Source organism: Wenzhouxiangella indolica, assembly GCF_042310355.1.
Classification (GTDB): Bacteria; Pseudomonadota; Gammaproteobacteria; order Xanthomonadales; family Wenzhouxiangellaceae; genus Wenzhouxiangella.
Window position 1 is genome coordinate 222261 of sequence record NZ_JBHJMR010000001.1, and the last position, 17984, is coordinate 240244.

Sequence of the window (17984 nt, forward strand, 5' to 3'; positions counted from 1 at the left end):
TAATCAATGTCTCGTTCTGTCGTGATTCTCGGCACCCAGTGGGGCGACGAGGGCAAGGGCAAGATCGTCGATCTGCTCGCCCACGATGTCGACGCCGTGGTTCGTTTCCAGGGCGGCCACAACGCCGGCCATACGCTGGTCGTGGGCGGTCAAAAGACCGTGCTGCACGTCATCCCCTCCGGCGTGCTGACCGATCGCGCGCGCTGCCTGATCGGCAACGGCGTGGTGGTTGCGCCCCACGCCCTGATGTCCGAGATTCGCGGGCTGGAAGACCGGGGCATCGACGTGCGCTCGCGCCTGGGGATCTCGCCGGCCTGTCCGGCCATCCTCGGCTTTCATGAGGCGCTCGATCGGGCCAAGGAACTGGCCCGCGGCAAGAAAGCCATCGGCACGACCGGCCGCGGCATCGGGCCGGCCTACGAGGACAAGGCTTCGAGAATGGGCCTGCGCCTGGCCGACCTGGCCGATCCGGTGCGGCTCGAGGAGAAGCTCGGCGGGCTGGTCGACTATTACAACTTCCTGCTGACGAACTACTACGAGGCCGATCCGGTCGACGGCCACCGCATCGCCGAAGAGGCCGCCGCCATGGGCGAGGAACTCAAGCCCATGTTTGCCGACGTCACCGGCGAGCTGCACGAACTCAGGCGCGAGAACCGCTCGGTCCTGTTCGAGGGCGCGCAGGGCAGCCTGCTCGATATCGATCACGGCACCTATCCCTTCGTGACCTCGTCGAACACGACCGTCGGCGGCGTCATGACCGGCACCGGCGTGGGTCCGGGCGATATCGACTACGTGCTGGGGATCACCAAGGCCTACACGACGCGCGTGGGCTCCGGGCCGTTTCCGACCGAGCTGCACGATGCCGACGGACGCATGATGGCCGAGCGCGGTGTCGAGTTCGGTGCCACCACGGGTCGCCCGCGCCGATGCGGCTGGCTGGACGCCGTCGCGCTCAAGCGCATGGTGCGTATCAACGGCGTGACCGGGCTTTGCATCACCAAGCTCGACGTCCTCGACGCCTTCGAGCGCGTGCGCATCTGCGTCGACTACGACGGCGTGGAAGGCTTCCCGGTCGGTGCCGAGGAATGGGAGCGCGCCACGCCGGTCTACGAAGACATGCCCGGCTGGGACGGTTCGACCCAGGGCCTGACCGAGCAGGACAAGCTTCCTTCCGAGGCGCGGGCCTACCTCGATCGCCTGGAAGAATTGATCGAGGCCCCGGTGCACATGTTGTCAACTGGGCCGGAGCGTGACGCCAATGTCATTCTCAGGCATCCTTTCGGTGCTGGGTGACGATTGAAAACGGAAAATCAGGAATTCGAAATCCGAGATCCGAAACAAATTCGAAGCATGAAATTCGAAACGGCCTGACATCACTTTGGCAATTTCGTACTTCGTAGTGCACGGCTCGTGGAAGATCCTGTTTCGAACATTCGGATTTCGGACTTGTTTCGGATTTGGTGCTTGGAATTTCGAATTTGGCGCGCCCAACTAGCGAAGAAGAGATCTCATGCTTGACCCCCATCTATTGAGAAACGATCTGGAATCCGTGGCCGCGCGCCTTGCCAGGCGTGGCTATCACCTCGACATCGAGAACTATGCTTCGCTGGAGGCCCGCCGCAAGGAGCTGCAGACGCGCACCGAGGAGCTGCAGGCCGAGCGCAACCGGCGTTCGAAATCGATCGGCCAGGCCAAGGCCGCCGGCGAAGACATCGAGCCGCTGCTGGCCGAGGTCGGCAAGCTCGGCGATGATCTGAAGGCCGCCAGCGAGGAGCTAGAGCAGTTGCGCCACGAGCTCGAGCGTGTCCAGCTCGACATGCCCAACCTGCCGGACGACGTCGTGCCCGATGGCGATGACGAGGAGGACAACGCCCTGGCCCGGAGCTTCGGCGAGCCGACGGAACTGGACTTCGAACCGCGCGACCATGTCGAACTCGGCGAGCTGCTCGACGGCATCGATTTCGAGCGCGCCGCCAAGCTTTCCGGTAGCCGTTTTGCCGTCCTGGGTGGCCCCGTGGCGCGGCTGCACCGCGCCCTGGCGCAGTTCATGCTCGACCTGCACACCGGCGAACACGGCTACCGCGAGATGTACGTGCCCTACCTGGTGCTCGACAACGCCATGCAGGGCACGGGTCAACTGCCCAAGTTCGCCGACGATGCCTTCACCATCGACGACGACCCGGTGCGCTACCTGATTCCGACCGCCGAAGTGCCGCTGACCAACCTGGTCGCCGACGAGATCGTCGACGCCGCCGACCTGCCGCTGAGGTTCGTTGCCCACACGCCGTGCTTCCGACGCGAGGCCGGGGCCTACGGCAAGGACACGCGAGGAATGATCCGCCAGCACCAGTTCGACAAGGTCGAGCTCGTGCAGATTGTTCGGCCCGAGGATTCGGACGACAGCCTGGAGCAACTGACCGGCCATGCCGAGAGCGTGTTGCGGGCCCTCGAACTGCCGTACCGCGTCATGACCCTGTGCGCCGGCGACATGGGTTTTTCCGCGCGCAAGACCTACGACCTGGAAGTCTGGCTGCCCGGGCAGAACGCCTACCGCGAGATTTCCTCGTGCTCGAACTTCGGCGACTTCCAGGCCCGCCGCATGCAGGCGCGCTGGCGCAACCCGGAGACCGGCAAGCCCGAGCTGGTCCACAGCCTCAACGGCTCGGGCCTGGCCGTCGGCCGCGCCCTGGTCGCCGTGCTGGAAAACTATCAGCAGCGGGATGGGGCGGTCGTCGTGCCCGAGGCGTTGCGGGCCTATATGGGTGGCCTGGAGCGGCTCGAGGTTGGGTGAGGAAAGGTTTCAGGGTTCAGGTTTCAGGTTTCAGGCGGCTTTTTCCAGGCATTGCGGGGCGGCTTCGCCGCGAGGGCCGCTTGACGCGTTTCTTGTTCCGGGAATGGCGTAGGTCGGGGTTGCATCCCCGACGGACGAGACTTCGGAATGGTCCACCGGGCTCTACACGAGGTGCCGTTTCGAAGTGGGGCACGTGTGAGACCCGTGTGGTGGCCCATGAGATCTTGCCCGTCGCGGATGCGACCGCGACCTACGCGGGCTTCGAGCCGGTCTCGCGGCATGGCCGCCCCGCATCGCCCGGACGCTGCCGCCTGAAACCTGAACCCTGAACCCTGAAACCTTATGCCAAATTCAATCCATAACTTCTCCGCCGGTCCGTCGATGTTGCCGCTCGAGGTGCGCGAGCGTCTGAGTGAGGCGCTGGCGCCCTCGTCCGACGGCACGCCCTCGATCGCCGAAGTCTCGCACCGGGGCCCGCGTTTCACGGCGCTGGCCGAGGAGCTGCACCAGCGGCTGCGGGACCTGACCGGCATCGGCGAGGAGCATGCCGTGTTGTTGCTGCACGGCGGGGCGAACTGCCAGTTCGCGCAGCTGCCGATGAACCTGGCCGCCGAGCGCACGGCCGCCTTTCTGATTTCCGGACACTGGGGCAAGAAGGCGCTGGCCGAGGCCGAGCGCGTGGCGCGCACGCAGGTGGTCGGCAGCAGCGAGGAGAGCGACTTCACCGACCTGCCCGAAATGGGGCACCTGCCGGCCGACTGCGCCTACCTGCACTACACCGGCAACGAGACGATCCACGGCCTGCAGTACGAGCAGCCGCCGCGCGTGGCCGTGCCGCTGGCGGCCGATATGTCCTCGGAGTTTCTGTCCCGGCCCTATCCCTACCGCGATATCGCGATCACCTATGCCGGGGCGCAGAAGAACCTCGGCATCGCCGGCTTGACGGTCGTTCTGGTGCGCCGTGATCTGCTCGAGCGCGTGCCGGACACCTTGCCGCGCTTTCTCGACTACCGCAGCTGGGCGAAAGATCTGAGCCTGTACAACACGCCGGCCAGCCTGGCCTGGTTCGCCGCCCTGGAGATGCTGCGCTGGATCGAGCGCGAGGGCGGGCTCGAGGCCATGGCCGAGCGCAACCGGACCAAGGCCGAAACGCTCTATGGCGCCATCGACCGCTCGGACTTCTGGTCCAACCCCGTGGCCGAACATTGCCGATCGGTGATGAACGTGCCGTTCTGGCCGGCCGACGAAGCGCTGGTGCCGGGCTTCGTGGCCGAGGCCGAGGAAGCTGGCCTGCAGGGCCTGAAAGGCCATCGCGCGCTCGGCGGCCTGCGGGCCAGCCTGTACAATGCCCAGACTCTTGACGCGGTGGAGACCCTCGTTGACTTCATGCGGGAATTCGAACGACGGCACGGATAGGATCGATCTCGACGATATCCGTCGGCAGATCGACCAGCTCGACGAGCGCATCCAGGTCCTGATCGCCGAGCGCGCCGGGCTGGCGCAGGCCGTTCGATCCGCCAAGGGCGAGGCGGCCACGCCGGCCGAGTATTACCGGCCCGACCGCGAGGCCCAGGTGCTCAGGCGCGTGATCGAGCGCAACCACGGTCCGCTGGCCGACTCGGTCATGCTGCGTCTTTTCCGCGAGATCATGTCCGCTTGCCTGGCCCAGCAGGAACCGCTGCGGGTGGCCTACCTGGGTCCGGAGGGTACCTTCACCCAGCAGGCGGTCTTCACCCAGTTCGGGCACTCGGTCAGCGCCAGCTCGGAGACCGGCATCGACGAGGTCTTCCGTCGCGTGCAGGGCGGGGAAGTCGATTTCGGCGTCGTGCCGGTCGAGAACTCCTCGCAGGGCATCGTCACCCACACGCTCGACATGTTCATGCACTCGGACGTGCGCATCGCCGCCGAGGTCGAGCTGCGCATTCACCAGCATTTGCTGACCCGGGCTTCTTCGCTCGAAGCCGTCGAGCGCGTGTATGCCCACCAGCAGTCCCTGGCGCAGTGCCGGATGTGGCTTTCCGGGCACCTGGAGCACGCCGAGCTGATCGCCGTGTCGAGCAATGCAGAAGCGGCGCGGCGGGTGCGCACGGCGCCGGATGCCGCCGCGATCGCCGGTCGCAACGCGGCCGAGCTCTACGGCCTGCCGGTGATGTTTGCCAATATCGAGGATCACGCCGACAATACGACGCGCTTTCTGGTGCTCGGCCGCGAACTGCTGCCTCCCTCGGGCGAGGACAAGACCACCCTGATGGTCGCCGGCCTCGACGGCCCCGGCGCGCTGTTCGGCCTGATCGAGCCGCTGTCGAGGCACGGTGTGAACATGACCCGCATCGAGTCGCGGCCGTCGCGCGAGCGGCGCTGGGACTACGTGTTCTTCATCGACATGGAAGGCCACGTCGACGACCCGGGCCTGGCCGAGGCCCTGGCCGAAATCGAGACCCGCGCGGCGCAAGTGCGCATCCTCGGCTGCTACCCCCGCGCCGTCGTCGGCCGATTGCCGGGCGAGCGGGAGTGAGCCGTCAAGTCAAAGGATTAAATTCAAAAGAAAAGAATTGTCCACAGATGAACACAGATGAACACAGATAAAAAACAAGAGAAACAAAGATAGAGAAAGAATAAGGTCCTGCCACGCCTGAGCATCTACGCGATGGTCTACCGCCCGCAAAGCGCTCGGGCGCTGTTGTTATCCATCTGTGTTTATCTGTGTTCATCTGTGGACAAATGATTTTGGTTTTTTTGAAGGAAGTTGAATGAAGCAACGCGACTACAGTGATCTGGCCGCGCCGGGTGTGCGGGAACTGATGCCTTACCTGCCGGGCAAGCCGATTTCCGAGCTCGAGCGCGAGTACGGGGTGAGCGATTCGATCAAGCTCGCCTCCAACGAGAATCCCCTCGGTGCCAGCCCGAAGGCGATCGAGGCGGCGCGCGCCGAGCTCGACGATGTCTGGCTCTACCCGGACGCCAACGGTTTTCATCTCAAACAGGCCCTGGCCGAAAAGCACGGCGTGCCGGTCGAGGCGATCACCCTGGGCAATGGTTCCAACGACGTGCTGGTGTTCCTGGCGCAGGCTTTCCTGCAGCCGGGACTCGAGTCGGTGTTTTCGCAGTACGCCTTCGCCGTTTATCCGATCGCCACGCAGATGGTCGGCGCGCGGGCCAACATCGCCCCGGCGCTGCCGGCGGATCATCCGACGATGCCGCTGGGTCATGACCTCAGGGGGCTGTTCGAACGCGTCGGGGACGACACGCGCCTGGTCTTCGTCGCCAACCCGAACAACCCCACCGGCACCTGGCTCGACGGCAACCGGCTCAAGGACTTTGTCGGTTCGCTGCCGCCGCATGTCATCTGCGTGGTCGACGAGGCCTACACCGAATACGCCGAGTCGGACACCCTGGGCGATGCCTCGACCTGGCTCGACGAGTTCCCCAACCTGGTCGTCACGCGCACCTTCTCGAAGGCCTACGGCCTCGCCGGCCTGCGTGTGGGTTACGCGTTGTCGAACCCCGGTATCGCCGACCTGCTCAATCGCGTGCGTCCGGCCTTCAACGTCAACGCCGTGGCGCTGGCGGCCGCCCGTGCCGCGCTCGACGACCAGGCGTTCATCGACGAGACGCGTCGCATGAACAGCGCCGGCATGCGCCAACTCACAGAAGGTTTCGAGAAGCTGGGCCTGACGGTCATTCCGTCGGCGGCCAATTTCCTGTTGGTCGAGTTCGATCGGCCCGGCGCCGAGCTCAACGAGGCGCTGCTTCGCCGCGGCGTGATTGTTCGACCCGTGGGCAACTACGGCCTCGACAACTACCTGCGAATCACTATCGGGACGAGCAAGCAGAATGAGCGCCTTCTGGCCGCGCTGTCGGATGTGCTCTAGAAGATGCGACTGATCGTCCATCCTGCCGCCGGCGCCTTGAGCGGTCGATATCGGCCGCCCGGCGACAAGTCCGTGTCACACCGGGCAGCGATTCTCGGCGGACTGGGTTCCGGCGAGACCGAGATTCTCGGCTTTCTCGACAGCGCCGACACGCGCGCCACGCTCGAGGCGATGCGGCAGCTCGGCGCCCGGGTCGACGAGCACGACGGCGTGATCCGGATGCGGGGCGGGGCGCTGCGGGCGCCGGACGGGCCGCTGGACCTGGGCAACTCGGGCACCGGCATGCGCCTGCTCGCAGGCGCCCTGGCCGGGCATCCCGATCTTCACGGGCGTCGCATCGAGATGATCGGCGACGCGTCGCTCTCGCGCCGGCCGATGGCGCGCATCATCGAGCCGCTTGCGCGCATGGGTGCGAAGATCGACAGCCGCGAGGGCCGGGCGCCGCTGCTCGTCGAGCCGGTTGCCCTGACCGGTACAACGCATGTATTGAGCGTCGCCAGCGCCCAGGTCAAGTCGGCCGTTCTGCTCGCCGGACTGCACGCCGAAGGAGAGACCGTCGTCGTCGAGCCGGGCGTGAGCCGCGATCACACCGAGCGCATGCTGCCGGCCTTCGGGGTGTCGCTGCATGACGGCGAGCCGGGGGTGGGCGTTCGCGGCGGGCAGAAGCTCTCTGGAACCCGCATCGAGGTGCCCGGCGACCTGTCCTCCGCCGCTTTCCCCCTGGCAGCCGGCTTGCTGGTTCCGGGTTCGGAGATCGAACTCGACGGCGTCGGACTCAACCCGACGCGCAGCGGCTTCGTCGATATCGTGCGCGCCATGGGTGCCAGCGTGGCGATCGAGGCGGGGCAGTCGGACGGCGGCGAGCCGCTGGGCCGGCTGGTCGTGCGCGCCGCTGCGCTCACGGGCGTCGATGTCGCCCCGCAGCAGGTGCCGCTGGCCATCGACGAGTTTCCGCTGATCATGGCCCTGGCCGCCGCGGCCGGGGGAGCGACCCGAATCCGCGGCGCCAGCGAGCTTCGGGTCAAGGAGTCCGACCGGATCGCCGTGATGTGTCGCGAACTGTCCCGGCTGGGCGTAGAACTCGAAGAGCTCGAAGACGGCGCCATCGTCACCGGCGGCCGGGTGCGCGGCGGCGAAGTCGACAGCCACGGCGACCATCGCGTGGCCATGAGCCTGGCGGTACTGGCGCTGGTGGCCGAAGCCCCGGTCGCCATCGACAATGCCGAATGGATCCGGACGAGTTATCCGGGGTTCGTGGAGGACATGAGGGCCCTGGGGGCGGAGATGGAGTGGGATTGAATGGTCTGCGGGGCAATGTAATGACCAAGAACCAAGCACCAATTTCCAAACAATGTTCAACAGCCAAATTCCAATGACCGAAACCGGGCCCGGCGCCGAACGTGGCGACGCTTTTCGTTTGGGTGATTCGAATTTCGGTCGTTGGACATTGTTTGGTACTTGATCATTGTGATTTGATCATTCCAATCACCGATAATGTCGCCACTCCGAAACGACCGATAGAAGCATGACCGAATCCCCCGACAATGAAATACCCGTCCTCACCATCGACGGCCCGTCGGGCGCCGGCAAGGGCGCGGTTTCGGCCATCGTCGCCGGGCGCCTCGGCTGGCACCTGCTCGACTCCGGGGCGGTCTACCGCGCGGTGGCGCTGGCTGCCATCGACCGTGGCGTGGATCCGGAAGACGATCCGGCGCTGGTGGCCTTGTGTGACGACCTGGACCTGCAGTTCCGTTCGGGAGAGGACGGCATTGCCGTCTTGCTCGACGGTCGTCCCGTCGACGAGCGGCTGCGCAGCGAGGCGGTTTCGGTGATGGCCTCGCGAATCGCGTCTCGCCCGCCCGTGCGCCGGGCCCTGCTGGGTCTGCAGCGGGCATTTCGCCGGGCGCCCGGCCTGGTGGCCGACGGCCGCGACATGGGTACGGTCGTGTTTTCCGACGCCCCGGTGAAGGTGTTTCTGGACGCCAGCGTGGCCGAACGCGCTCGCCGCCGGCATAAACAGTTGAAAGAAAAAGGAGAAAGTGTTAAATTCTCCCGTCTTTTTCACGACCTTGCCGAGCGCGACCGCAGGGATCGTGAGCGAGCCGTTTCGCCGACGGTTCCAGCGTCCGATGCCACGGTCATCGACTCGACCGAACTGGCGCTGGAACAGGTGGTCGAACGGATCCTCGATCTGGTTGCCGAGCGACCGGGTCGTGAAGAGAAAACCTGAACCAAGTCCCGGCCCCGCAAGCGGCGGCGGTCGGTTTTTTTCACGAGTGTCTGTCCGAGCAGACGCGGAAACCAGAGAGACAAGCGCACCTTGAATGCCAATACCGCGCAGATCTTGCAGGAAGAATCAAGCGTAATGACCGAATCATTTGCCGAACTATTTGAACAGAGTATTGCCGAGAAGGACCTTCGCCCCGGTGCGATCGTCATGGGCAAGATTGTCGATATCCGCGACGACGTGGTCGTCGTCAATGCCGGACTGAAGTCCGAGGGTATCGTTCCCATCCACCAGTTCCGCAAGCCTGACGGCGAGCTGGAAGTGGAAGTGGGCGACGAGGTGGAAGTCGCGCTCGATACCGTCGAGGACGGTTTCGGCGAAACCCGCCTGTCGCGCGAGAAGGCCAAGCGGGCCCGCGTCTGGACCAAGCTCGAGCAGGGCTACGAGAACGAAGACAATGTGATCGGTCAGATTTCCGGCAAGGTCAAGGGTGGCTTCACGGTCAACATCGACGGCATCCGCGCCTTTCTGCCCGGATCGCTGGTCGACGTCCGCCCCGTGCGCGACCCGGCCTACCTCGAGGGCAAGGACCTCGAGTTCAAGATCATCAAGCTCGACCGCCGTCGCAACAACCTGGTGGTCAGCCGCCGCGCCGTGGTCGAACACGAGTACGCAGCCGAGCGCGAAGACCTGATCGAGCGCCTGACCGAAGGCGCGGTGGTCAAGGGTGTGGTCAAGAACCTCACCGACTACGGTGCCTTCCTGGACCTGGGCGGTATCGACGGCCTGCTGCACATCACCGATATGGCCTGGAAGCGCGTGCGTCATCCGTCCGAAGTCGTGGATGTCGGCGATGAACTCGAAGTGCGCGTGCTGCGCTTCGACCGCGAACGCATGCGCGTTTCGCTGGGTCTCAAGCAGCTTGGTGACGATCCCTGGGAAAACATCGACCGCCGCTATCCGCCGACGACCCGTTTGTTCGGCAAGGTCACCAACATCACCGACTACGGCTGCTTCGTCGAAATCGAGGACGGCGTCGAAGGCCTGGTCCACGTCTCCGAGATGGACTGGACCAACAAGAACGTCAACCCGGCCAAGATGGTTCATGTCGGCCAGGAAGTGGAAGTCATGGTGCTGGATGTCGACGAAGAGCGTCGCCGCATCTCGCTGGGTATGAAGCAGTGCGCGCCCAACCCATGGGAAGCCTTTGCCGCCACGCACAACAAGGGCGACAAGGTCTCCGGTTCGATCAAGTCGATCACCGACTTCGGCATCTTCATCGGTCTCGACGGCGGAATCGACGGTCTGGTTCACCTCTCCGACATCTCCTGGATGACCCCGGGCGAGGAAGCAATCCGCAACTACCGCAAGGGCGAGGAAGTCGAAGCCACCGTTCTGGCCGTCGACCCGGAGCGCGAGCGGATTTCACTGGGCATCAAGCAGCTCGAGCAGGATCCCTTTGCCACTTACATGGCCGAGCATCCGCGTGGCTCCATCGTCAACGGTACCGTCAAGGAAGTTGACGCCAAGGGCGCCGTGGTCGAGTTGGCCGACGGCGTGGACGGCTACATCAAGGCTTCGGACCTGGCCAAGGAGCGCGTCGACGATGCCACAAAGGTGGTTTCGGAAGGCGACAAGATCGAAGCCAAGTTCGTCGCCCTGGATCGCAAGTCCCGCAACCTGACCCTGTCGATCCGGGCCAAGGACGACGACGAACTGGCCGATGCGGTCGACCAGTACAAGCGTTCCGGTAGCGGCGGCAGCACCACGCTGGGTGACCTGCTCAAGGAACAGCTTGAGAACAAGGACGACTGATACGGGATGACCGAGCCGGCGCCATCGCACCGTGATGGCGCCGGCCGGCTCCGCACGGGGAGGGCTATGACCAAATCCGAACTGATCGAACACATGGCCGGTGAGCAGAATCACCTCAGCCAGGCCGATGTCGAGCTGGCGGTGCGTTGCATTCTCGAGCAAATGAGTCGGGCGCTGTCAGAAGGGGAACGGATAGAAATCCGTGGATTTGGCAGTTTTTCGCTTCACTATCGTCCGCCGCGCATGGGGCGTAATCCCCGAACCGGCGAGTCGGTTGCCCTGCCGGGCAAATACGTGCCGCACTTCAAGCCTGGCAAGGCGCTGCGGGAGCGGGTCAACGAAGGGGCTTCGTCGGACTGATCGGCCCATGTTTCGCTGGCTCCTGATCCTGCTTGTCCTCGCCGCCGCTGTCGCGGGCCTGATCGTGGGCGTTCTCAATGCCGACATCGTCAGCCTGGACCTGCTGGTTCTCGAGGTAAGCTTGCCGCTCGGTGCGCTGGTGCTACTCGCGTTGGCTCTCGGCCTGGTGGTGGGGCTGGCACTTGCCTGGCTCCTTTTCTTCCTGCCCGGGCGCCTGCGACGCGCTTCCCGATCCCGTCAACGCAACAAGGGGACCGACCTGGCTGACCGGCCCCATGGCTGAGTGGGTCGTTCTTTTCCTCCTGCTCCCCGTTGCCGCGGCCAGCGGCTGGTACCTCGCCCGGCGCCAGAGCGCGCGGCATAGCCGCAAGCGCGCAAGCTCGCTGTCGAGCAATTATTTTCGTGGGCTCAACTACCTGCTCAACGAGCAGCCCGACAAGGCCATCGAGGTTTTTCTCAAGCTGGTCGAGGTCAATCCGGACACGGTCGAAACCCACCTCGCGCTGGGTAGCCTTTTCAGGCGTCGGGGCGAGATGGACAAGGCGATCCGCTTCCATAAGCACATCATTACCCGACCCGGCCTGACCGACGAGCAGCGGGCCCAGGCGCTGATGGAACTGGGCGAGGACTACATGCAGGCGGGCTTGCTGGATCGCGCCGAGTATCTCTTCTCGGACCTGCTCGATCACGACGATTCGCATATTCGGCCCGTGCGGCAGCTGCTCGATATATACCAGCAGGAGAAAGACTGGGAGAAGGCCATCGTCCAGGCCGCCAGACTTCGCCAGGTCGACGGTGAGCGCTCGGCCGCGCTGATCGCCAGTTTCCACTGCGAGCTGGCCCGCCAGGCGCTCGATGAAGACGACGTGGAGGCCGCGCGTCGTTCGCTTCGCCAGGCGCGACGCCATGATCCGGCCAATGCCCGGGCCCACCTCATCCAGGCCGAGATCGCCATCCGCGAGGCGGAATGGACGGACGCGGCCGAACACTTCCGCAAGGCCTGCGAGATCGATCCCGACTGCCTGAGTTTCGCGTTCGATCAGTTGCTTGAAAGCCATCGCCAGGCCGACCTGCTCGAGTCGCTCGAGGACTGGCTGGAAGCCCTGGTCGAACGCAGTCCGATGACCACCGGCATTCTCGCCCTGGCACGCATGAAGGCGGCCCGGGATCCGCGTGCGGCGGTGGCCTTTCTGCTCGACCACCTGTCGCGCCGACCGACCGTGCGCGGGCTCGACTATCTCATCGATCTGGTCTATCGCCAGGGCGCGAGCCTGGACGAAGTCGGTCCCGAGCTGATCCAGGACATTCTCCAGCGCCTGCTCGAGGGCCAGCCCCGTTATCGCTGCGAACACTGCGGATTCAGCGGCAGCTCCTGGCACTGGCTGTGCCCCGGCTGCCGTCGCTGGAACACCACCCGCGCCATTACCGGCGTACTCGGCGAGTGATCAGCGATGCCGCCCTGTGGCTGCTCTTCGCCGGAGCGGCCGTGGTTTCCGCGGCGCTGACCGCGCCGATTCGTCACTGGCTGCTCCGCAAGCGCCTCCTCGACCTTCCCGAAGCGCGGCGAAGCCATGCCAGCCCGACGCCGCGCGGGGGTGGGCTGGCGCTGGTTCTTGCCATGGTGCTGGCCTGGCTGGCCTGGCCGGGCGCTTTGCCGGGGTGGTGGCAACCCATGCTGGCCGTGCTCACCATGGCCCTGATCGGCTGGCTGGATGATCGCCGACCGCTGCCGGCGAGCCTGCGCTTTGCCGCTCAGTTGCTGGTTGCCGTCGGCCTGCTGGCGTCCGTGGGCGGGATCCGCCAGGTGGTGGTATTCGGCGTACCGATCGAGCTGCCGTGGCTCTGGACGATGCTCGGTCTGGTGGGCGTGGTTTGGTTGATCAACCTGTACAACTTCATGGACGGCTCGGACGGCATGGCGGCCGGGCAGGGGCTCTGGGCCGGGCTGGTCACGGCGTTCGTTTTCCAGCTGGGCGGAGAACCCATGCTGGCGGCTTTCGCGCTGGCCCTGGCCGGGGCCTGGGGCGGTTTCCTGTTCTGGAATCGGCCGCCGGCGGGCATCTTCATGGGCGATGTCGGCTCGCTGGCGCTCGGAGCGGGCCTCGCGGCCTGCGCCGTCCTGGGCGCCGTCACCGGCTCGATCAGTATCTGGGTCAGCTTCATGATTTCCTCGTTGTTCGTGGTCGATGCGACCGCCACCCTCCTCGCGCGAGTCGTTCGGGGGGAGCGGTGGTATACTCCCCACCGGCAGCATGCCTACCAGCGATTGCTCGATCTGGGATGGAGCCATGGACAGGTGCTGGGGCTCTACCTCCTGATCAACGTGATCGTGGTGCTGCCGGTCATTGCGGCGGCCGTGCGCTGGCCGCAGCTTGACACCTTGCTGGCTGCCGGTCTGGCGGCGGTGCTTGCCGTGGGGTGGCGGGTCGTTCAGTCGGCTGCGACAGTGAACAAAGACAAGGCATGACTGTGACCGAACAGCCGGAAAAGCGTGGGGCGATTCTGAATCTTCGTGCATTGGTGGTCGCCCATGACCTGATCATGGTGGCAGCGGCCTGGCTACTGGCGCGGCTGGCGTCGGTCTGGCTGCTGGGTAGCGCCGCCATGGACTGGCGCCAGGTCGCGATCGAAGCCAATCTCATCATCGTTCTCCAGGGTTTTCTTCACTGGCGCGCCGGCCTCTACCGGGGCGTTTGGCGGTTCGCCAGCCTGCCCGACCTGGGCAATCTCGTTCGTGCAGCCATTCTTGCCGCCGTCTCCGGCGCCGCCGTCTTGTTGCTGCTCGACGCACCGCTCGAGCTGATGGTGCTCATGGTGTGGCTCTTTCCGGCCTTGCTGCTGTTCAACCTGGGTGTCCCCCGCCTGACCTATCGCGTGTTCAAGGACATGCGACTGGAGGTCCATCGTCGACGCCAGACCCACCGCACGGTGATCCTCGGTGCAGGCCGCTCCGGGCGGCTATTGCTGCCGGAGCTGCGCCGCCGGGGTGGTTTCGACGTGGTCGGCTTCCTCGACGACGACCGCGGTCTGCGCAATACCGAAATCGACGACGTGCCGGTGCTCGGCGATATCGCCAGCCTGCCGCGAATCGCCCGCGAGGCCGACCTGGACATGGCGGCGATCGCCATTCCTTCGGCCACCAATGCCCAGATGCAGCGGGTCGTCGAGATCTGCGAGCGCGCCGGCGTGGAATTCCGTACCGTGCCCACCCTCAAGGAACTGGGCGCTTCCCTGACGCGTTTCGACGACCTCAAGCCTGTCGCCATCGACGACCTGCTCGGCCGCGAGCCGGTCTCGCTCGACTGGGAGTCCATTCGCGCCGGCCTGGCCGGCAAGCGCGTGCTCGTGACCGGTGGCGGCGGCTCGATCGGTGCAGAACTCTGTCGACAGATCGCGCGCCTGGATCCGGCCGGCCTGGTGGTGCTCGACAACAGCGAGTTCAATCTCTACCGCATCGACTACGGGCTTAAGGCCGAGTTTCGCGACCTGATGGTCGAGACCGTGCTCGGCGATGTCTGCGACCCGGCCACGGTCGAGACGGTCATCAAGCGCGCCCGGCCGGAAGTGGTCTTTCATGCTGCCGCCTACAAGCATCTGCCGATGCTCCAGAACCAGGTCCGCGAAGCCTTCCGGAACAACGTCGTCGGCACACGCCGCGTAGCCGACGCGGCCGTACGCTACGGTGTCGGCACCTTCGTGCTGATTTCGACCGACAAGGCGGTCAATCCCTGCAACGTCATGGGCGCGACCAAGCGGATTGCCGAGCTCTACGTCCAGCACCTCAACCAGGTCTCGGATACCCGGTTCATCACGGTGCGCTTCGGCAACGTGCTGAATTCCACCGGGTCGGTCGTGCCGCTGTTCAACGAGCAGATTCGTCGCGGTGGTCCGGTCACGGTCACGCATCCGGAGATTACCCGCTACTTCATGACCATCGCCGAGGCGGGTCAGCTGATCCTGCAGGCCGGCGTGCTCGGCCGTGGCGGTGAAGTGTTCGTGCTCGACATGGGTGAGCCGGTGCGAATCAGCTTCCTGGCCGAGCAGCTCATCCGCCTGGCCGGCAAGGAGCCGGGCCGCGATGTGGAGATCCTCTACACCGGCCTGCGTCCCGGCGAGAAGCTGTTCGAGGAGCTTTTCCACGAAGACGAATCCTATGCCACGACCGCCCACGAGAAGATCTTTCTCTCGCAGGGCGCCAGCCAGGGCCTGGACGGCATCGACGAGAAGCTGCGCCGGGCCGAGGCCGCCGTCATGCGCTACGACAACGCCGAGCTCAGGGCCATCCTGCTCGACCTGGTGCCCGAACTGGGCAAGGTGCCGAGGCGGGATCGGAAGGTGATTCCGCTCAGCGGCTGAATCGGGCTCGGAAGCAAACGCGCATCACCCCAAAAAGAACGTCCGATTCCAGAGGAGCCGTCATGCCGAGATTTCGTCCCGACCCCGCTGCCCGTCGCGGGCGCGTGGTCGCATTCGAGCACGACTCCCGCCTGCTCGAGGGCAATCCGCTGGGAGACCCTTCGCGTCGGCACCACCCGGTCTATCTGCCGGCCGGGTACGACGAGGCCGATCGTCGCTACCCGGTGCTGTGGTGTCTGGCCGCCTACACCAATGCCGGACCCGGCCAGGTCAACTGGCGCAATCACGGCGAGAACCTGCCCGAGCGCCTGGATCGTCTGATCGACAGCGGCGCGATGCCGCCGGTGCTCGTTGTTTTCCCCGACTGCTATACCAGCCTGGGCGGCAACCAGTACGTCAACACGCCGGCGATGGGCGCATACGCCGACTACCTGACCGAGGAACTCATTCCCGCCGTCGACGGCGCCTTCAGAACCATTCCCGAGCCGTCCGCGCGGGCGGTTTTCGGCAAATCCTCGGGCGGGTTCGGCGCCCTGCACCTGAGCCTGTCGCATCCGGGCTACTGGGCCGCCGTTGCCAGCCACGCCGGTGACGCGGGGTTTGATCGCGCCTACCTGGGCGACTTCCCGCAGGCGGCGAGCGTCCTGGCCCGCCACGACGGCGACGTCGAGCACTTCGTGCGCACGTTCTGGCGCGACAAGCGGCCCGGCGGCGCCCAGTTCCACACCCTGATGACGCTGTGTCTGGCGGCCAGTTATTCGCCGGACGAGCACTGTCCGCTGGGGCTTCGTCTGCCCTTCGATCTCTACACCTGCCAACTCGACGAAGCGATCTGGCAGCGCTGGCTGGCCTTTGACCCCGCGCGGCGGGCGGTGGCGGACGAGTCGGGTCGCCTCGCCGACCTGGCCGGACTCTGGATCGATGTCGGCAGTCGCGACCAGTACTTCATCCAGTACGGCACGCGGCAGATGCACCAGGCCCTGGCCGAGCGCGGCGTAGCGCATCACTTCGAGGAGTTCGACGGTACCCACTCGGGAATCGACTGGCGGTACGACCACTCGCTGCCGTGGCTGGCCGCGCGCTTGAAAGCCGCCTGAGCCGACGGCACATAGTTTCTACACTTCCAGGTACAGGAATCCGACATGCTGACCGTCACGCCCGCGGCACGCGACTATTTTTCCGACCTGTTGGCCCAGCAGCCCGACGGCACCAACCTGCGCCTGCGGGTCACCGACCCGGGAACACCTTCGGCCGATGTCGAATTGACCTTCTGCGGCCCGAACGAACAGACCGACAGCGATGAAGCCGTTGATTGCCAGGTGTTCACGCTGTTCGTTGAGACGACTTCCGCCGAGACCCTGGACGGGGCCATGATCGACTACGAGACCAACCGGATGGGCGGCGAACTGTGCATCCGCGCACCCGGGCTGAAGGGCCGGGCGCCTTCCGACGACGCGCCCCTGGCCGAGCGCGTTGCCTGGGTGCTCGAGTCCAAGGTCAACCCGATGGTCGCCTCTCACGGCGGCCAGGTCGGGCTGGTCGAAGTCACCGAGGAGAACGATGTCGTGCTGCAGTTCGGCGGCGGCTGCCACGGCTGCGGCATGGTCGATGTCACGCTCAAGCAGGGAATCGAAACGACCCTGCGCCAGGCCGTGCCCGAGGTGCGGCAGGTTGTGGATGCCACCGATCACGCCACGGGTGAGAATCCTTACTACTGAGGTGGCGCTTCACGACCGTGGGGCGTTGGGTGGGTTGGGGCCACCGGACGGTGTGGTGGCCTCGACACGTCAACTGCGGTTTCGCCCGGCCTGCTTCGCAGGCGCTTTCGGCGAGTACCTTTTTTCCAAAGCGAAAAAAGATACGAAAAAGCGCTTTTCAAAGTCAAAGTCCCACGCTCAGTTGCCTCAGGAGCTTGGTCACTGTGGGGGCTGGCCCCTTCGGTGAGCGGGCTTCGCGAAGACTCGGTCGGAGGATCCGGTGGCGCTAGCAGGAATGGGGCGAAGCCCGCACGAGAACGGCTCGGCTTCGAGTGTGGGGCGCGCTGCGCGCGCGGGCTCGATCCAGGCGCGTAGGATGCGTGGAGGCCCGTAGGGCCGTAACGCATCGGCCGATGCGTTGCGCTTCGCTCCACGCATCCTACGTTTCTCCGCAACCGGGCAAATGGCGCGCGCAAAGCGCGCGGGGGTCAATCCGGAGCGTAAGCCCGGGATTCCTCCCCGGGCCACTTTCGGAAACGATCCAGGGCACCACGCGACCAGCCGGGCTGTCGCGAAGCCCGCTCACCGAAGGGGACAGCCCCCACAGTCACCAAGCTCCTGAGACAACCGAGCGTTGGACTTTGAAGTTGAAAAGCGATTTTTGGTGACTCAACCAACGAGAACGGGGTTGGGCCGTGGCTCAGCTCGCTGTGAAGCGTCCGTGGCAAGGCGTCGACGCGCAGGTGTAGTGGTGCTACATCAAGCGTCGAGAACACGCGCAACGGCTACACACGAGGGCTTCTTCGCCAAGCGAAACCGCCCTCGAGTTCCGCCTGCGCTGCCACGGACGTTTCACAGCGAGCCCT

General features: G+C 65.4%; 15 protein-coding genes. All 15 read left to right on the top strand.

All coding sequences use genetic code 11. The annotated features are described in order from the left end of the window. Window positions 1-6: 6 nt before the first annotated feature. The 15 genes from ACDC67_RS01060 to ACDC67_RS01130 all read left to right on the top strand — a co-directional run bounded on the left by ACDC67_RS01060 (window position 7) and on the right by ACDC67_RS01130 (window position 17139). Window positions 7-1293 (top strand): adenylosuccinate synthase, encoded by a 1287-nt coding sequence (locus ACDC67_RS01060; protein WP_376689985.1) that lies wholly within the window; start codon window positions 7-9, stop codon window positions 1291-1293. A 217-nt stretch (window positions 1294-1510) separates the two neighbouring features. Next, window positions 1511-2791 carry a serine--tRNA ligase gene (gene serS, locus ACDC67_RS01065; RefSeq protein ID WP_376689986.1) on the top strand — a complete coding sequence of 427 codons (1281 nt, stop codon included), beginning with the start codon at window positions 1511-1513 and terminating at the stop codon, window positions 2789-2791. A 342-nt stretch (window positions 2792-3133) separates the two neighbouring features. Then, window positions 3134-4207 carry a 3-phosphoserine/phosphohydroxythreonine transaminase gene (gene serC, locus ACDC67_RS01070; RefSeq protein WP_376689987.1) on the top strand — a complete coding sequence of 358 codons (1074 nt, stop codon included), beginning with the start codon at window positions 3134-3136 and terminating at the stop codon, window positions 4205-4207. Continuing rightward, window positions 4170-5306, top strand: a complete 1137-nt coding sequence (gene pheA / locus ACDC67_RS01075) for a prephenate dehydratase (protein ID WP_376689988.1) — start codon at window positions 4170-4172, stop codon at window positions 5304-5306. Before serC ends, pheA begins: the two co-directional genes overlap by 38 nt. Window positions 5307-5541: 235 nt before the next feature. Next, window positions 5542-6663 carry a histidinol-phosphate transaminase gene (gene hisC, locus ACDC67_RS01080; protein WP_376689989.1) on the top strand — a complete coding sequence of 374 codons (1122 nt, stop codon included), beginning with the start codon at window positions 5542-5544 and terminating at the stop codon, window positions 6661-6663. A gap of 3 nt (window positions 6664-6666) precedes the next feature. After that, window positions 6667-7962 (top strand): 3-phosphoshikimate 1-carboxyvinyltransferase, encoded by a 1296-nt coding sequence (gene aroA, locus ACDC67_RS01085; protein WP_376689990.1) that lies wholly within the window; start codon window positions 6667-6669, stop codon window positions 7960-7962. 226 nt (window positions 7963-8188) lie between these two features. Then, on the top strand, window positions 8189-8893 hold the full coding sequence (gene cmk, locus ACDC67_RS01090; RefSeq protein ID WP_376689991.1) for a (d)CMP kinase: 705 nt from the start codon (window positions 8189-8191) through the stop codon (window positions 8891-8893). 90 nt (window positions 8894-8983) lie between these two features. After that, window positions 8984-10705, top strand: coding sequence for a 30S ribosomal protein S1 (gene rpsA / locus ACDC67_RS01095; RefSeq protein WP_376689992.1), 1722 nt, complete (start codon window positions 8984-8986; stop codon window positions 10703-10705). A gap of 66 nt (window positions 10706-10771) precedes the next feature. Beyond that, a complete protein-coding gene (gene ihfB / locus ACDC67_RS01100; RefSeq protein ID WP_376689993.1) occupies window positions 10772-11065 on the top strand; it encodes an integration host factor subunit beta in 294 nt (97 codons plus the stop codon). Between the two features lie 7 nt (window positions 11066-11072). Beyond that, on the top strand, window positions 11073-11348 hold the full coding sequence (locus ACDC67_RS01105; RefSeq protein WP_376689994.1) for a lipopolysaccharide assembly protein LapA domain-containing protein: 276 nt from the start codon (window positions 11073-11075) through the stop codon (window positions 11346-11348). Beyond that, window positions 11341-12510, top strand: a complete 1170-nt coding sequence (gene lapB / locus ACDC67_RS01110) for a lipopolysaccharide assembly protein LapB (RefSeq protein WP_376689995.1) — start codon at window positions 11341-11343, stop codon at window positions 12508-12510. The genes ACDC67_RS01105 and lapB overlap by 8 nt, the downstream gene beginning before the upstream one ends. Then, complete coding sequence (locus ACDC67_RS01115) at window positions 12507-13532, top strand: MraY family glycosyltransferase (protein ID WP_376689996.1); 1026 nt, start codon at window positions 12507-12509, stop codon at window positions 13530-13532. Before lapB ends, ACDC67_RS01115 begins: the two co-directional genes overlap by 4 nt. Continuing rightward, window positions 13529-15421, top strand: coding sequence for a polysaccharide biosynthesis protein (locus tag ACDC67_RS01120; RefSeq protein WP_376689997.1), 1893 nt, complete (start codon window positions 13529-13531; stop codon window positions 15419-15421). The genes ACDC67_RS01115 and ACDC67_RS01120 overlap by 4 nt, the downstream gene beginning before the upstream one ends. Before the next feature lie 62 nt (window positions 15422-15483). Next, a complete protein-coding gene (locus tag ACDC67_RS01125; protein WP_376689998.1) occupies window positions 15484-16518 on the top strand; it encodes an alpha/beta hydrolase in 1035 nt (344 codons plus the stop codon). 45 nt (window positions 16519-16563) lie between these two features. Beyond that, on the top strand, window positions 16564-17139 hold the full coding sequence (locus tag ACDC67_RS01130) for a NifU family protein (RefSeq protein ID WP_376689999.1): 576 nt from the start codon (window positions 16564-16566) through the stop codon (window positions 17137-17139). Window positions 17140-17984 lie beyond the last annotated feature (845 nt).

What these genes read in the sequence shown, in the direction of transcription:
- ACDC67_RS01060 (WP_376689985.1), top strand. Translation starts at nt 7, where the DNA reads ATGTCTCGTTCTGTCGTGATTCTCGGCACCCAGTGGGGCGACGAGGGC.
- ACDC67_RS01105 (WP_376689994.1), top strand. Translation starts at nt 11,073, where the DNA reads ATGTTTCGCTGGCTCCTGATCCTGCTTGTCCTCGCCGCCGCTGTCGCG.
- ihfB (WP_376689993.1), top strand. Translation starts at nt 10,772, where the DNA reads ATGACCAAATCCGAACTGATCGAACACATGGCCGGTGAGCAGAATCAC.
- hisC (WP_376689989.1), top strand. Translation starts at nt 5,542, where the DNA reads ATGAAGCAACGCGACTACAGTGATCTGGCCGCGCCGGGTGTGCGGGAA.
- ACDC67_RS01125 (WP_376689998.1), top strand. Translation starts at nt 15,484, where the DNA reads ATGCCGAGATTTCGTCCCGACCCCGCTGCCCGTCGCGGGCGCGTGGTC.
- cmk (WP_376689991.1), top strand. Translation starts at nt 8,189, where the DNA reads ATGACCGAATCCCCCGACAATGAAATACCCGTCCTCACCATCGACGGC.
- aroA (WP_376689990.1), top strand. Translation starts at nt 6,667, where the DNA reads ATGCGACTGATCGTCCATCCTGCCGCCGGCGCCTTGAGCGGTCGATAT.
- serC (WP_376689987.1), top strand. Translation starts at nt 3,134, where the DNA reads ATGCCAAATTCAATCCATAACTTCTCCGCCGGTCCGTCGATGTTGCCG.
- serS (WP_376689986.1), top strand. Translation starts at nt 1,511, where the DNA reads ATGCTTGACCCCCATCTATTGAGAAACGATCTGGAATCCGTGGCCGCG.
- lapB (WP_376689995.1), top strand. Translation starts at nt 11,341, where the DNA reads ATGGCTGAGTGGGTCGTTCTTTTCCTCCTGCTCCCCGTTGCCGCGGCC.
- ACDC67_RS01120 (WP_376689997.1), top strand. Translation starts at nt 13,529, where the DNA reads ATGACTGTGACCGAACAGCCGGAAAAGCGTGGGGCGATTCTGAATCTT.
- ACDC67_RS01130 (WP_376689999.1), top strand. Translation starts at nt 16,564, where the DNA reads ATGCTGACCGTCACGCCCGCGGCACGCGACTATTTTTCCGACCTGTTG.